This window comes from Cellulosimicrobium sp. JZ28 (assembly GCF_015327065.1).
Taxonomy (GTDB): domain Bacteria; phylum Actinomycetota; class Actinomycetes; order Actinomycetales; family Cellulomonadaceae; genus Cellulosimicrobium; species Cellulosimicrobium funkei.
Genome location: NZ_CP017660.1, coordinates 2,844,600 through 2,857,878 on the forward strand (window position 1 = coordinate 2,844,600; position 13,279 = coordinate 2,857,878).

The following is a 13,279-nucleotide window of genomic DNA, read 5'->3' on the forward strand; positions in this document are numbered from 1 at the left end:
GCCCGCGGGCGGGGTCAGGACGGTCGGGCCAGCAGCACGCGGCGCACACCGTCGACGCGGCACGCCGCCGCGACGGCGGTCGTGGCGGGACCGGCGAGCACCGTCACCGCCGCCACGACCACGGCGACGCCCACGGCCGCGCCGGCCACGACGTCGTGCGGGAAGTGCACGCCCTGGGCGACGCGGGCCGCCGCGACCGCCACGGCCAGCAGGGCCGGCACGACGACCCACACCGCGAGGTCGCGCGTGCGGGAGCGGGTCGCGTGCCGCGCCGGCACGGCGCCGGGGACCCGCACGGCCGGCGCGCCGGCGAGGACGACGGCGGTCGCGAGGGCGAACGCGATCGCGGTGTGGTTGCTCGGGAACGACCAGTCGCCCGCCGCGGGGCAGTGCGCGACCTCGACCAGCTCCCAGCAGCCGCGCGGCTGCCGCACGAGCGACTTCACGGCCTCGCTCGCGGCGTAGGCGGCGACGGCGCCCACGCCGGCGACGAGCGTCGTCGCGACCGCGGGCGGGCCGCCCCGGCGCGAGCGCCAGGCCACGAGCGCGCACCAGGCCACGAGCACGAGCACGCCGCCCTCGGCGACGAGCTCCGTCCCGGGGAGGTCGGCCGTGCGCGCCGTGACGGCGAGGTAGAGGGACTCGCTCGGACCGCGCAGCATCCGGGCGACGAGGACGACGAGCGCCGCCCCGACGAGCCACGACAGCGCCACGAGCGCCTGCCCCGCCAGACCGGACGACGGCTCGGGGGCCGTGGGTCCGGCCGGCGCGCCGTCGCTCTCGTCACGCGTCGGGACGGGGTCGGGCAGGGTCGTGGTGCGGGACGAATCGGGCGAAGTCATCGGACGAGGGTATGCCGGGTGAACCACGGGTGAACATCCGCCCCGCGGCGGACGTCCGCCGCGGGGCGTCCCCCCAGGGCGGTACCTCGCAGCGCCCCCGGTGCGACCGCCGACCGGCGACCGCGGGGGCGGCCCTACGGGGTGCCGGAGGAGTCCTCGTCCGCGGGGACGTAGAACGCCGTCGTGGCGGCGACGCGGGCGGCGACGTCGTCCGCGTCGAGCCCGTCGGCCGCGGCGAGCGCCGCTCCCCACGCCTCGCTGCTCGCGACGTTGAACGCGCGCAGCTCGGGGCTCGCGAGGACGGCCTCGGGGTCGAGCGTCGCCCCGCCGTCGAGGTGCAGCCCGAGGCCCAGCAGGGCGCCGTCCCACCCGACGCCGACCGCCCCCGGGCCGAACTGGTCCCACATCTCCGGCGGCACGACGGCGGTGTGCTCGAGCGTGAGCGTGGTGCCGCCGTCGGGCGCGGGCGCGAGCCGGACCTCGACGACGGACGTGTCCTCCGGCGTCGGCGGGCCCATGACCCACGTGAGCCGCAGGAGCCGCGGGGCCTCGCACGCGCGGATCTCGCCGCCGGCGTTGCCCTCGACCTGGTAGGTGCCGCCCACCCGGAGGTCGCCCGTCACGGGCAGGAACCAGCGCGGGATGCGCTCGGGGTCGGTGACGGCCTCCCACACGTCCTCGACGTCGGCCGGGTAGGTGCGCTCGATGGTGACGACCCGTGCCGCACCGGCGGGCAGGTCTCCCGTCCCGACGGTGCGCCGCGCGGCCTCGAGCTCGGCGATGAAGTCCTTCATGCTGGCCTCCTGGTGGTGTCGGTGGGGCGCTCGTCGTCCTCGTCGGCGCCGGCTGCCGTCGCCCGACGGCGCTCGCGGGCACCCCGGGCGAGCTCGGTCCCGAGCGCGTCCAGCCGCTGCTCCCAGAACCGGCGCAGGCCCGCGGTCCAGTCCTCGACCTCGTCGAGGGCGGCCGGGTCGAGCGCGTAGAGGCGCCGGGTCCCGTCCGGACGCACCGACGCGAACCCGCTGGTCCGCAGCACGCGCAGGTGCTGCGACACCGCGGGCTGGCTGATGCCGAACTCCTCCCCCACGCGCGCCGCGATCTCGCCGGCGGGCTGCTCGCCGTGCGCGAGGTGCTCGAGGATCCGGCGACGCACCGGGTCGCCGAGGACGTCGAACGCTTCCATGACCCCATCTTTCAGACTGTGCTTATATAAGTCAAGGCCTATGTTGCGAGCGCGCGTGCCATGACCCGCTGCGGCCCGGCGCTGCCCCCGAGGTACGCGCCGCGGTCGTGCATCCCCGCACGGGCGTACGCGCGCCGCCCCGCCGCGTTGCGGTCGTTGACCGTGAGGACGAGCGCCCCGTACGGCGCCGTCCGCCCGCGCAGCGCCGCGAGCGCCGCGACCGCGCCGGGAAGGTCCCGCACGACGCGCGACCCGACGCCGCCGCCCTGCGCCGCGACGTCGACGAGGAAGCCGCGGAACAGCACGACGTCGTCCGGGGCGACGCCGTCGAGCAGCGCCGCGACCTCGGCCGGGGCGCCGCCCGGGTGCAGCACGCCGAGCGCGACGGGGTCGCCGCCCGGCGGGCGGGCGACCAGCAGGTGCCGACCCGGGTCGGCGTGGGCCGCGGCGACGACGTCGGCCGCGGGCGGCACGAACTCCTCCTGCCCGGGTCCCAGCCGGAGCCGGAGCGCGGCGGCGAGCAGCCGGCCCCGCTCGTCCGGGGGCACCGCGTCGAGCAGCACGAGCTCGACCGAGCCACCCGGAGCCTGCGGCGCGGGCGGCGGAGCCGTCACCGCCGCTTCCCGCCCCGACCACGGGCGCCCCGGCCCTTCGGCGTTCCGCGGCCCTGCGCGCCGCCCCCGCCGCGCCCGCCACCCCCTCCCGCACGACCGGTGCCCGCTCCGCCGCGACCCGTGCCCGCTCCCCCGCGGCCCGCGCCACCGCGCGCGTCGCGGTCGCGGCGCTCGCGGGCGGGCGCGGCGTCCTCCGCGGGCGCCGTCGCGCGACGCCCGCGCGAGCTGTTGGCCGTGCGGCCCCGGACGATCCCGACCATCTCCTCGACGAGGTCGTCGTCGCGGTCCGCGACCCACGCGAGCGCGACGGGGGCCGACGGCGCCCCCTCCAGGCGGCGGTAGGTGACGTCCTTGCGGTGGTGCAGGCGCGCGAGCGACTGCGGCACGACCGCCACCCCGACGTTCGCGGCGACCAGCACGACCGCGTCGCCGGTCGTCGCGGGCCGCTCGTCGGCCGGCCGCCCCGGTGGCTGCGGCGCGTCGTCCGGGGCCCCGGCCTCGCCCGCCCACGGCACGACGTCGTCGAGCGGCCGCAGCAGCACGTCGTCGGCGAGGTCGTCGAGCGCGACCGGCTCCTCGGGCTCCATGGCGGCGAGCAGGTGGTCGCGCGACACGAGCACGACGGGCGCCTCCTCGTAGAGGCGGATCGCGCTCAGCGCGTCGCGGTCGACGGGCAGGCGCAGGATCGCGGCGTCGGCCTCGTCGTCGCGCAGCGCCCGCTCCGCGTCGCCGGGCTCGACGGCGACGAGCTCGAGCGGCACGTCGGGGAGGCGCTCGCGCCACGTGCGCACCCACTTGGCCGGGGTCGCGCCGGGGACGTACGCGAGCCGGAACCGGCGGCCGGCCCCGTCGTCCCCGCCGCCGTCGGTCGTTGCCTCGGGAGCCGTGCCCGCGTCGTCGTCCACCCGGACAGCCTAGGCGCGCGGTCCCGCGCGCTCCCGCCCGGCGTGCACCGGGTCCGTCGCAGGCCCGCCGGACGCCCGCCGCGCGCCCCGCCGCGGGCCGCCGGCACCCGACCGGCCGACTACCCTGGAGCCCATGACCCCCAAGCAGTCCGCGCAGACCATGAAGCCCGCCACCGCGGCGAAGAAGCTCGGGGTGTACCTGCCCGCCACGCCGCAGGAGTTCCAGGAGGGCACCATCACCCGGGCCCAGCTCGAGGAGATGGAGAAGAACCCGCCCCAGTGGCTCGCGGACCTGCGCCGCAACGGCCCGCACCCGCGGCCCGTCGTCGCGGGCCGGCTCGGCGTCTCGATCTCCGGCCTCACGCGCGGCGGCCTCACCGAGCCGCTGACCACCGACGAGATCGACGCGCTGCGCCAGGACCCGCCGGAGTGGCTGACGGCCGAGCGCGAGGTGCAGAAGAAGGTCCGTGCCGAGGAGGAGCGGCTCGCTGCCGCGCGCGCGAAGAAGGGCTGAGCCGCGTCCTGCGGGACAGCATCTGCCGGGCGGCCGACCGGCCTCAGTCCGTGCGCGGCGCGTCCGTCGCGGTGGCCGCGCGGTCCGTGTGGCCGAGCGACAGGTCGGGCGCGACGGCGTCGCGCACCCGGCGCTTGAGGTCCGGGATCTCGGGGAACCCGCCGTCGACGCGGCGGTCCCACAGCAGCACCGGCCCGTCCCCGGCGTCGAGCGTGACGCGGAAGACGCCGTCCGTGCCGGGCACGAGGGCCACCTCGCCCAGGCGCGTGCGGAACGTCTGCAGGAGCTCCTGCGCGACCCACGCCGCGCGCAGCAGCCAGCGGCACTGCGTGCAGTACTCGACCGCCACGCGCGCGGTCCCGCGCGCCTCGGGCGCAATCGGAGCCTCTGCCCGCGCGGAGGACTCCGCGGGCGCCTCGGCGGGCGCGGGGGCGTGCGGGCCGGGCTGACCGGCGTCGTCCGTCATGGCGCCCAGCGTACGGGCGACGGCCGGGCGCGCGGGTGGCCGTCCACCGCCGTCGGACCGGCTCAGACGCCCCGCTCGGCCGGGAGGCGGCCGCTCGTCACGGCGGCCTCGAGCGCGGCGTAGTCCCCCTCGACGACGTCCGCGTACGCGCGCGACCACCGCGCGAGGGACTCGTCGAACACGTCCGAGCGGCCGAGGTAGCCGTGCGCCACGCGCGCGCCCGGCGACTGGCTGTGCGCGCGGGCGAGCACGCGCCCGCACAGCTCCCCGTACCGCACGAACTGCGAGGCCGAGAGCCGGCCGAGCTCGACGGACCCCTTCATGTCGCGGAACTGGCGCCAGTAGAAGTCGACGCGCGGGCGGCCCGTGCGGTCGGGCGCCTCGACGGTCGTCCACCCCAGGAACGGGTCGGACTGCGCCTGCAGGATGCGCTGGGCGGCGACCACCCGGCGGCCCTGGGCGGGCACGGCGCCGGCGGGCACGAGCCCGGACGGCAGGGCGTCGACCATCCCGCCGTACGTCGCGAGGACCGACGACGTCGCCTCCTTCACCTGCAGCACGAGCGGCTCCCCCGCGGGCCCCTCGAGGAGCACGATGTAGCAGCGCGTCCCGACGCTCCCGACGCCCACGACGCGCAGCACGAAGTCCACGACCGTGAACTGGCTCAGCAGGAGCCGGGCGTCGGCGCGCAGCGGCTCGCGGTACGCCTCGAACAGCGTCGTGAGCTCGTCGACGTTCGCCGTGTCCACGTGCTGCGTGACGGGCGGCTGGTCGACGATCCGCGTGCGGCCGTCGGCGGTCCGGCTCGTGATCTTCCGCACCACCTGCTCCGACGTGCGCCGCCGCGCCTTGCGCACGGTCCGCTCGAGCTCCTCGCGTCCGCCGTCGAGCAGCAGGGGCTCGATGACCGCGGTGTCGACGAGGAACGCGTAGCGCTCCAGGGCGTCGCGCGCGAACGCCTCGGCGAGCGTCTCGCGGTACCCGCGCACCGCGCCGCGCGCGGCGTCCGCGCAGTCGTGCTCGGCCAGGCCCTTGTCCCGCCCGCCCACGTACATGCTCGCCGCGAGGCGCTTGACGTCCCACTCCCACGGGGCGTCCGACGCCTCGTCGAAGTCGTTGAGGTCGAACAGGACCCGCCGCTCGGGCGACGCGAAGAGCCCGAAGTTGGAGACGTGCGCGTCCCCGCACGCGACGACCTGGACGCCGGTCCGGGGGCCGTCGCGCAGGTCGTGGGCCATGGTCGCGGCGGTGCCGCGGTAGAACGCGAAGGGCGACTCGAGCATCCGGCCGATCCGCAGCGGGACCAGGTCCTGGAGCCGGTCGCGGTTCTGCTCCTCGACGATCGCCACCGGGTCGCGCTCCGGCAGCAGCAGCGCGCCCTGCGTGCGGCGCGGCACCCGGTCGCGCAGCGCGCGCCCGACGGCACGGGACTCGACCAGGGTTCGCGGGACGTCCACGGGTGCCTCCTCGCTCTCCGCAGTCGCACAGTAGCGCTCCGCCGGGCGCGCGGCGCGGCGACCACCGGGCGTCGGGGAGACTGGGGCGGTGACGACCTCGCCCGACCTCGCCGCCCTCCTGGAGCGCCTGCGCACCCACGACGTCGGTCCGGACCGAGAGGACGCACCGGTCGCCGTCGACCCGGCCGACCGCCTGCTGCTCGACGAGGCGGCGCCCCTGCTCGCCGGCGTCGCGCCGGGGGCCGTGGCCGTCGTCGACGACCGGTACGGCGCCCTCACCCTGGGTGCGGCGCTGCTCACCGGGGCAGGACCCGCCGGGGGGCGCGTGCGCGTCCACCAGGACGCGTGCACCGCGGAGGCGGCGCTCGACGCGAACGCGCGCGCGGCGGGGACGACGACGGCCTACGACCACCACGGCCTCGACGCGGGGCTCCTGGCCGGGGCGCGGGTCGTGCTGCTGCGGCTCCCCCGCGGCCTCGCGGCGCTGCGCGACGTCGCGGAGCACGTCGCACGCGAGGCGGGGCCGGACGTCGTGCTTCTCGGGAGCGCGCGCGTCAAGCACATGACGCGCGCGATGAACGACGTCCTCGCCGAGTCGTTCGGCGAGGTGCGCGCGAGCCTCGCCCGGGGCAAGTCCCGCGTGCTCGTCGCGTCGGCGCCCCGGCCGGCGCGCCCGCTGACCTACCCGGTCGTCACCGACCTGGCCGACGTCGGCCTGCGGGTCGCGGCGTTCGGCGCCGCCTTCGCGGGCGCGGGCCTCGACCTCGGCACGCGGTCCCTGCTGGACCGGCTCGGGGCCGACGACGGGCCGACCCCCGGCGGGCAGGGGGCGGCGCCGCGCGACGTCGTCGACCTCGGGTGCGGGACGGGCCTGCTCGCCGCATGGGCGGCCCGGCGCTGGCCCGAGGCGCGGGTGGTCGCCGCCGACCGCTCGGACGCCGCCGTCCGCTCGGCCGCGCTCACGGCGCGCGAGAACGGCGTCGCCGACCGTGTGCGCACGGTGCGCGACGACGCGGGCGCGACCCTCGCGGACGCGAGCGCCGACGTCGTGCTGCTCAACCCGCCGTTCCACGACGGCGCGGCGGTGCGCACCGACGCGGCGCACCGCATGTTCGCGACCGCGGGGCGCGTGCTGCGACCGGGCGGGGAGCTGTGGTGCGTGTGGAACTCGCACCTGCGGTACCGCCCCGCGCTCGAGCGCACGGTCGGGCCCACGACGCAGGTCGCGCGCGACCCGCGCTTCACGGTGACGCGGTCCGTGCGGCGCTGAGCGGCGGGCGCCCGTCGTGGGTGATCACCGCGACGACGGGCACCCCGCGCTCAGGAGGTCACTGGACGTCGACGACGTCCACGACGAAGACGAGCGTGTCCGTGCCGCCGATGCCGGCCTGCGGCACGCCGCGCTGGCCGTAGCCGTGCTCCGGCGGGATCGAGAGCAGCACGCGGGAGCCGACGTTCTGGCCCACGAGGCCCTTGTCCCAGCCGCCGATGACGGCGCCGACGCCGATGGGGAAGGCGATGGTGTCGCCGCGGTCGTAGGAGTTGTCGAAGACGTGCCCGCCCCAGGTCTGGCCGAGGTAGTGCACGACGATGTTGCGCCCCGACGTGACGGCCGGGCCGTCGCCCTCGGTGAGCACGACCACCTGCAGACCGCTGGGCGCGTCCGTCTCGGGGAAGGTGAGCGTCGGCTTCTCGCCGAAGGATCCCGAGGCGGTGGGGAGGGTGGGCTGGTCGGTCACGAGGTTGCCTCTCGTCGGGTGCAGGAAGGCCCGCGCGGGCGCGGGTCTCCTTACCCTACGCGGGCCGCCCCGACCCGGCCGGGCGCGATCGCCGGAACTCTTGCCCTCGTTGGCTAATGCCATTAGCCTGACAGCTATGACCACGAGCCAGCACCCGACCGTGCGCCACCTCGCCCGCGCCGAGGGACGCCTCGCCTACACCGACCAGGGCTCCGGCCCGCTCGTCGTCGCCGCCCCCGGCATGGGCGACCTCCGCGCCACCTACGACGACGTCGTCCCCGACCTCCTCGCCGCGGGCCACCGCGTCGTCGTCATGGACCTGCGCGGCCACGGCGACAGCGACACGACCTTCGCGACGCACGGCGACGAGGCGACCGCGTCCGACTACGTCGCGCTCGTCGAGCACCTGGGCGCCGGCCCGGCCGTCCTGCTGGGCAGCTCCATGGCGGCGTCGGCCGCCGTGGTCGCCGCGGCCCAGCGCCCCGACCTCGTGCGCGGGCTCGTCCTGCTCGACGGGTTCCTGCGCGAGCCGTCGTCCCCCGCGAGGCTCCGCGCGATGCGCGTGCTCTACCGCGTCGCGCTCGCGCGGCCGTGGGGCGCGGCGTTCTGGGCCGCGTTCTACGGCTCGCTGAACAAGGGCCGCACCCCCGCGCGCCTCGCCTCGCACCAGGCCGCGATCCGCGCCAACCTCTCCGAGCCGGGGCGCCTGCGCTCCTTCCGGGACCTCACCCTCCAGCTCGACCACCGCGTCGTCGAGCCGCGCGTCGCGCAGGTCGAGGCGCCCGTGCTCGCGGTCTACGGCGCGCTCGACCCCGACTACGCCGACCCGGCCGCCGAGGCCGCATGGGCCGAGCAGGCGCTCGGCGCGACCACGCTCCTGCTGCCCGACGTCGGCCACTACCCCCAGCTCCAGGCCCCCGAGGAGGTCGTGGCCGCGACCCTCGGCTTCCTCGCCGGGCTGCCCGACGGCGACGCGCGCCCGGGCGCCGAGCGGTCGGAGGACGCGCGTGGCTAGGGCCGGGCTGTCCCACGACGCCGTCGTCCGGATCGCGCTCGACCTCGTCGACGCCGGCGGCCCGACGGGCTTCGCCGACCTCACGCTCGCCAAGGTCGCCGCGCAGGCAGGCGTCGCGACGCCGAGCCTCTACAAGCACGTCGGCTCGCTCGCCGCGCTACGCCGCGAGGTCGCCGTCGTCGCCGTCGGGGACTACACGCGCGCCCTCACCGACGCGACGGTCGGTCTCGCCGGGCCCGACGCCGTCGCCGCCCTCGCGCACGCGACCCGGCGGTACGCCCGGGCGCACCCCGGCCGGTACGCGGCCGTGCAGGTCGCCCCCGACCCGGACGACCCCGCGGACGCCGCGCTGTCGGCGGCCGCGGGGCGCAGCGTCCAGGTCGTCGCCGCCGTGCTGCGCGGGTTCGACCTCCCCGAGGACCGCACGGTCGACGCCGTCCGGTCCGTGCGTGCGAGCCTGCACGGCTTCGTCGCGCTCGAGGTCGGCGGCGGCTACCGCCTGCCCGACGACCTCGACCGCAGCTTCGACCTGCACGTCCGCGCGCTCCTCGCCGGGCTGGCGTCCCTCGCGGAGCCGCCCGTCGGCTCCTGAGGCGCGCAGGGCCCACGGGGTCAGCGCGCGGCGACGAACCCCAGGAGGTCGTGCCGCGTGAGGACCCCGACCGGGTCGCCGTCCTCGACGACCAGCAGCGCGTCGGCGTCGTGCAGCGCGGTGCGCACGGCCTCGACGCCCTCGCCCGCGCCGATGAGCGGGAAGCGGGGCTCCATGTGCTGGTCCACGCGGTCGGCGAGCGACGCGCGGCCGGAGAAGACGGCGTCGAGCAGCGCGCGCTCGCTCACCGACCCGGCCACCTCCCCGCTCTTCACCGGCGGCTCGGCACCGACGACGGGCATCTGCGACACCCCGTACTCGCGCAGGATCTCGATGGCGTCGCGGACCGTCTCGCTCGGGTGCGTGTGCACGAGGTCGGGCAGGCGGCCGTCCTTCGCGCGCAGCACGTCACCCGCGGTCACGCCCTCCTCGTCGGGCAGGAACCCGTAGGACCGCATCCACGCGTCGTTGAAGATCTTGGAGAGGTAGCCGCGCCCGCTGTCCGGCAGCAGGACGACGATGACGGCCCGCGCCGCCGCCTCCGGGTCCTCCTCCTCGAGCCGGCGCGCGAGCCGCAGCGTCGCCTCGACCGCCATGCCGCACGACCCGCCGACGAGCAGGCCCTCCTCGCGCGCGAGGCGCCGGGTCATCGCGAACGAGTCGGCGTCGCTGACCGGGATGACCTCGTCGGGGACCGCCGGGTCGTAGGCGGCCGGCCAGAAGTCCTCGCCCACGCCTTCGACGAGGTACGGGCGCCCGTCGCCGCCCGAGTAGACCGAGCCCGCCGGGTCCGCGCCCACGACGCGCACGCGACCGCCGTCGGAGTCCGCGCGGTCCGCGGAGACCTCCTTGAGGTAGCGGCCCGTGCCCGTGATGGTGCCGCCCGTGCCGACCCCGGCGACGAAGTGCGTCACGCGACCGTCGGTGTCGGCCCAGACCTCGGGGCCGGTGGACTCGTAGTGCGACGCCGGGCCGTTCGGGTTCGCGTACTGGTTCGGCTTCCAGGCGCCCGGGATCTCACGGACCAGCCGGTCGGAGACCGAGTAGTAGGAGTCCGGGTGGTCGGGTGCCACAGCGGTCGGCGTGACGACGACGCGCGCGCCGTACGCGCGCAGCACGTCGCGCTTGTCCTGGCTCACCTTGTCCGGGCAGACGAAGACGCAGTCGTACCCCTTGCGCTGCGCCACGAGCGCGAGGCCGACGCCCGTGTTGCCCGACGTGGGCTCCACGATGGTGCCGCCGGGCCGGAGCTCGCCCGACGCCTCCGCGGCCTCGACCATCTTCAGCGCGATGCGGTCCTTGACGGAGCCGCCGGGGTTCACGTACTCGACCTTGGCGAGGATCGTCGCGCTGAGGCCTGCGGTGACACGGGACAGCCGGACGAGCGGGGTACCGCCGACGAGCTCGGACACGTGCTCTGCGTATCTCATGCCCCGATCATCCCCGATCCGGCGCCGCGCGCGTGCTCGGCCGGGCGCCGTCCCGACCGACGCCGGGCGTGAGGTGGCTCGCGACGGGAATTCCCGTACGGTGTAGAACGTTGAGGACGCCGACATCCCCGACCGAGAGGTGACCCGTGCCCGAGCCCACGACCGCCGCCATCCGTCCCGCGTCCCCCGCGACGGCCTCCGCGCCGCCCGCGCTCCCCCCGCTGCCCGACGTCGTCGCGCAGGCCGAGCGCCTCGTCGCGCTCGACGTCCACGAGATCGCCGGTCTCACCGCGGACACGTTCCGCGCCGCCGCGGCCGACCTCGCGGCGACCGCCCCCGCGGGCGCGCTGCTCGTCGTCGACCCGGCGCTCGCGCCGCCGTCGGCCCTCGCACCGCTGCTGCGGCTCCCGGCGAAGGACGGCGAGAAGGAGGGTTTCGTCGTCGTCGACATGACGGACGTGGACCGCTTCGCGCCGATCGAGGGGATCGTCGTCCCGCCGGGGCCGCTCTCGCTCGTGACGGGCGTCGACCGCGGCGACGACCTGGCGAGCTGGTCCCCGGACGAGGCGCTGCCGGAGCTCACGGCGCGCGGCCGGACGCCGCTCCTGCTGCACGAGGGGATCCACTGGGCGCTCCAGGTGCCGGACGTCCTCGCGCGCAACCACTGCTACATGACGGTCGGCTCACGGCTGCGCAAGCCCGACGGCCGCCTCGACACCCGCACCCCCGCGCTCTGGGTCTCGAACGGCACGGGACGCGACGGGCGCGAGCGCCGCGGCGCCCCGAAGGTCGGCTGGTGCTGGGCCGGGAACCGCCACACGTGGCTCGGCTTCGCCTCGGCCGCCGGCCGCCTCCCCGCCTGACCCCACCCGCTGAGTGCGGAAGGAGTCGCGGCGGAGACGTCCGACCGCGGCTCCTTCCCGCACTCACGGGGTGGGGCCGTCAGCCGACGAGACCCAGGACCGCGACGAGGACCACGACGACGCCGAGCACGACGACGAGCAGCGGGCGGTCGGAGGCCTCGGGCGCCACGAGCCGACCGAGACCCGCCCCGACCGCGGCGGTGACCCCGACGACGGCGGCCGCACCCGCGACGAGCGCACCGCCACCGCCCGCGCCGGCGTCGGCGAGCTGGCGGGCGATGCCGCCCGCGAGCAACGACCCCCAGAGCGCTCCGGCCACGAGGCCGAGCGCCGCGAACACGAGCGCGGCCCGGCGCTCCGTGGCGTCGCGCGTGATCCGGGTGCCGAGCCAGGCGACGGCGGCACCCGCCGTCGGGACGCTGAGAAGGATGAGGAGCGCCGCGAACGACAGCCACGCGGGCGGCGCGCCCGAGACGACCATGTAGAGGACCTGGACGCCGAGCATCGCGGCCGCCGCGACGACGAGCCCGGCCAGAAACACCGGCACCCGCGGCGGGAGGTCCGCCGCGGGTGCCGGTTCACGGGTGCTGCGCGCCACCGTCAGTCGCTGCTCTGCAGGATCGCGAAGAGGCGCAGGAACTCGAGGTAGAGCCAGATCAGCGTGACCATGAGGCCGAACGCGGCCGACCACGCGAACTTGGCGGGGACGCCGGCCTCGACGCCACGCTTGATCGAGTCGAAGTCGACGATGAGCGACGCGGCGGCCAGGCCGACCGCGATGAGCCCCACGACGATGCCGATCGTGCCGCCGCGCATGCCCCAGCCGTCGAGGACGCCGAAGAGCACGAGGACGACGTTGACGAGCGAGAACGCGAGGTACCCGACCATCGCGATGAGCAGCCAGCGCGTGAACTTCGGGGTGACGCGCACCTTGCCGGAGCGGAACAGGAACAGCGCGGCCGCGAACGTCGCGACGGTCGCGAGGACCGCCTGGAAGACGATGTCCGTGAGGTTCCCGCCGTTGCCGACGGTCATGGTGCCGAACGCGAGGCTGATGCCACCGAGGAACAGGCCCTGGGCCACGGTGTAGGCGATGATCAGGGCCGGGCTGGGGTTCCGCTTGAACGCGTTGACCAGGCCGAGCACCAGGCCGGCGATCGCACCCAGCAGGTAGAGGAACGGCATCTGCGGCGTGAGGTACCACGACGCCGCCCCGACGACGACGAGCAGCGCGAGCAGGCCGCCCGTCTTCATGATCACGTCGTCGTACGTGAGGCGCTTGGTGTCCGCCGTGGTCGCCGACGGCGCGCTGTACATCGCGTCGAGCTGCGCCGCGTCCGCGGTCTGGGCGCCGTACGCACCCCACTGCGCGCCCTGCGGGGGCGTGCCGTACGCGGGGCCCTGGCCCTGTGCGGGCGGGCTCCCGTAGGCGGGCGCGGCCTGCGTGGCCGCCCCACCGCGCCGGTTCTTCGGCTCGCCGAAGACCGCGCTGTTGTTGAAGACGGGGTTGCTCATGAGCTCCTCCTGGTCGCGGCGTCCACTACCTCTCAGCGGGCCTCGTCATCGGCGTCTCGCCTCGAGTCGGGTGTCGCTGGCCTGTGTTCATCCTAGGGAACGTGCGAGTCCCGGCCACTGTTCCCGCGGGTTTTCCGCGCCTCG

Annotated in this window: 16 protein-coding genes; 5 read left to right on the plus strand and 11 right to left on the minus strand. The window is 76.7% G+C overall.

Translation table 11 applies throughout. The features are described 5' to 3' along the window. Positions 1–14 precede the first annotated feature (14 nt). The 5 genes from BJP59_RS12800 to BJP59_RS12820 form a co-directional block, all read right to left on the minus strand. Positions 15–842 carry a phosphatase PAP2 family protein gene (locus tag BJP59_RS12800; protein ID WP_228485045.1) on the minus strand — a complete coding sequence of 276 codons (828 nt, stop codon included), beginning with the start codon at positions 840–842 and terminating at the stop codon, positions 15–17. Positions 843–976: 134 nt separating this feature from the next. Further along, positions 977–1,636 (minus strand): SRPBCC family protein, encoded by a 660-nt coding sequence (locus BJP59_RS12805; protein WP_194521109.1) that lies wholly within the window; start codon positions 1,634–1,636, stop codon positions 977–979. After that, on the minus strand, positions 1,633–2,025 hold the full coding sequence (locus BJP59_RS12810) for an ArsR/SmtB family transcription factor (protein WP_194521110.1): 393 nt from the start codon (positions 2,023–2,025) through the stop codon (positions 1,633–1,635). Before BJP59_RS12810 ends, BJP59_RS12805 begins: the two co-directional genes overlap by 4 nt. Positions 2,026–2,063: 38 nt before the next feature. Continuing rightward, the gene (locus BJP59_RS12815; RefSeq protein WP_194521111.1) at positions 2,064–2,639 is read right to left on the minus strand and encodes a GNAT family N-acetyltransferase; all 576 of its coding nucleotides are present in this window, start codon (positions 2,637–2,639) and stop codon (positions 2,064–2,066) included. Beyond that, positions 2,636–3,544 carry a substrate-binding domain-containing protein gene (locus tag BJP59_RS12820; RefSeq protein ID WP_194521112.1) on the minus strand — a complete coding sequence of 303 codons (909 nt, stop codon included), beginning with the start codon at positions 3,542–3,544 and terminating at the stop codon, positions 2,636–2,638. The genes BJP59_RS12815 and BJP59_RS12820 overlap by 4 nt, the downstream gene beginning before the upstream one ends. 133 nt (positions 3,545–3,677) lie before the next feature. Between BJP59_RS12820 and BJP59_RS12825 the strand changes: the two genes are divergently transcribed. Beyond that, positions 3,678–4,058, plus strand: coding sequence for a DUF5997 family protein (locus BJP59_RS12825; RefSeq protein WP_034650386.1), 381 nt, complete (start codon positions 3,678–3,680; stop codon positions 4,056–4,058). A 43-nt stretch (positions 4,059–4,101) separates the two neighbouring features. On the opposite strand, the gene BJP59_RS12830 is transcribed toward BJP59_RS12825, so the two are convergent. Together BJP59_RS12830 and BJP59_RS12835 are read right to left on the minus strand one after the other, a co-directional pair. Beyond that, positions 4,102–4,524, minus strand: a complete 423-nt coding sequence (locus tag BJP59_RS12830) for a SelT/SelW/SelH family protein (protein WP_194521113.1) — start codon at positions 4,522–4,524, stop codon at positions 4,102–4,104. Between the two features lie 62 nt (positions 4,525–4,586). Then, a complete protein-coding gene (locus tag BJP59_RS12835) occupies positions 4,587–5,981 on the minus strand; it encodes a DUF2252 domain-containing protein (RefSeq protein ID WP_228485046.1) in 1,395 nt (464 codons plus the stop codon). An 88-nt stretch (positions 5,982–6,069) separates the two neighbouring features. On the opposite strand from BJP59_RS12835, the gene BJP59_RS12840 reads away from it, so the two are divergent. After that, positions 6,070–7,251, plus strand: coding sequence for a class I SAM-dependent methyltransferase (locus tag BJP59_RS12840; RefSeq protein ID WP_228485047.1), 1,182 nt, complete (start codon positions 6,070–6,072; stop codon positions 7,249–7,251). A gap of 58 nt (positions 7,252–7,309) precedes the next feature. On the opposite strand, the gene BJP59_RS12845 is transcribed toward BJP59_RS12840, so the two are convergent. Beyond that, positions 7,310–7,720 carry an FKBP-type peptidyl-prolyl cis-trans isomerase gene (locus BJP59_RS12845; RefSeq protein ID WP_009864026.1) on the minus strand — a complete coding sequence of 137 codons (411 nt, stop codon included), beginning with the start codon at positions 7,718–7,720 and terminating at the stop codon, positions 7,310–7,312. 136 nt (positions 7,721–7,856) lie between these two features. Between BJP59_RS12845 and BJP59_RS12850 the strand changes: the two genes are divergently transcribed. Then, positions 7,857–8,735 (plus strand): alpha/beta fold hydrolase, encoded by an 879-nt coding sequence (locus tag BJP59_RS12850; RefSeq protein WP_194521115.1) that lies wholly within the window; start codon positions 7,857–7,859, stop codon positions 8,733–8,735. Next, positions 8,728–9,327, plus strand: coding sequence for a TetR/AcrR family transcriptional regulator (locus BJP59_RS12855; RefSeq protein WP_194521116.1), 600 nt, complete (start codon positions 8,728–8,730; stop codon positions 9,325–9,327). Before BJP59_RS12850 ends, BJP59_RS12855 begins: the two co-directional genes overlap by 8 nt. Positions 9,328–9,347: 20 nt before the next feature. Here the strand turns inward: BJP59_RS12855 and BJP59_RS12860 are convergent, their stop codons facing one another. Beyond that, entirely contained in the window at positions 9,348–10,757 is a 1,410-nt protein-coding gene (locus BJP59_RS12860) for a cystathionine beta-synthase (RefSeq protein WP_021483369.1), read from the minus strand. Between the two features lie 146 nt (positions 10,758–10,903). On the opposite strand from BJP59_RS12860, the gene BJP59_RS12865 reads away from it, so the two are divergent. Then, positions 10,904–11,620, plus strand: a complete 717-nt coding sequence (locus BJP59_RS12865) for a DUF5701 family protein (protein ID WP_228485048.1) — start codon at positions 10,904–10,906, stop codon at positions 11,618–11,620. A 79-nt stretch (positions 11,621–11,699) separates the two neighbouring features. Here the strand turns inward: BJP59_RS12865 and BJP59_RS12870 are convergent, their stop codons facing one another. Both BJP59_RS12870 and BJP59_RS12875 read right to left on the minus strand, forming a co-directional pair. Next, positions 11,700–12,167 carry a hypothetical protein gene (locus tag BJP59_RS12870; RefSeq protein ID WP_194521117.1) on the minus strand — a complete coding sequence of 156 codons (468 nt, stop codon included), beginning with the start codon at positions 12,165–12,167 and terminating at the stop codon, positions 11,700–11,702. Between the two features lie 53 nt (positions 12,168–12,220). Continuing rightward, positions 12,221–13,135 carry a Bax inhibitor-1/YccA family protein gene (locus BJP59_RS12875; protein WP_021482325.1) on the minus strand — a complete coding sequence of 305 codons (915 nt, stop codon included), beginning with the start codon at positions 13,133–13,135 and terminating at the stop codon, positions 12,221–12,223. Positions 13,136–13,279: the final 144 nt, after the last annotated feature.

What these genes read in the sequence shown, in the direction of transcription:
- BJP59_RS12850 (WP_194521115.1), top strand. Translation starts at nt 7,857, where the DNA reads ATGACCACGAGCCAGCACCCGACCGTGCGCCACCTCGCCCGCGCCGAG.
- BJP59_RS12800 (WP_228485045.1), bottom strand. Translation starts at nt 842, where the DNA reads ATGACTTCGCCCGATTCGTCCCGCACCACGACCCTGCCCGACCCCGTC.
- BJP59_RS12805 (WP_194521109.1), bottom strand. Translation starts at nt 1,636, where the DNA reads ATGAAGGACTTCATCGCCGAGCTCGAGGCCGCGCGGCGCACCGTCGGG.
- BJP59_RS12810 (WP_194521110.1), bottom strand. Translation starts at nt 2,025, where the DNA reads ATGGAAGCGTTCGACGTCCTCGGCGACCCGGTGCGTCGCCGGATCCTC.
- BJP59_RS12830 (WP_194521113.1), bottom strand. Translation starts at nt 4,524, where the DNA reads ATGACGGACGACGCCGGTCAGCCCGGCCCGCACGCCCCCGCGCCCGCC.
- BJP59_RS12860 (WP_021483369.1), bottom strand. Translation starts at nt 10,757, where the DNA reads ATGAGATACGCAGAGCACGTGTCCGAGCTCGTCGGCGGTACCCCGCTC.
- BJP59_RS12875 (WP_021482325.1), bottom strand. Translation starts at nt 13,135, where the DNA reads ATGAGCAACCCCGTCTTCAACAACAGCGCGGTCTTCGGCGAGCCGAAG.
- BJP59_RS12825 (WP_034650386.1), top strand. Translation starts at nt 3,678, where the DNA reads ATGACCCCCAAGCAGTCCGCGCAGACCATGAAGCCCGCCACCGCGGCG.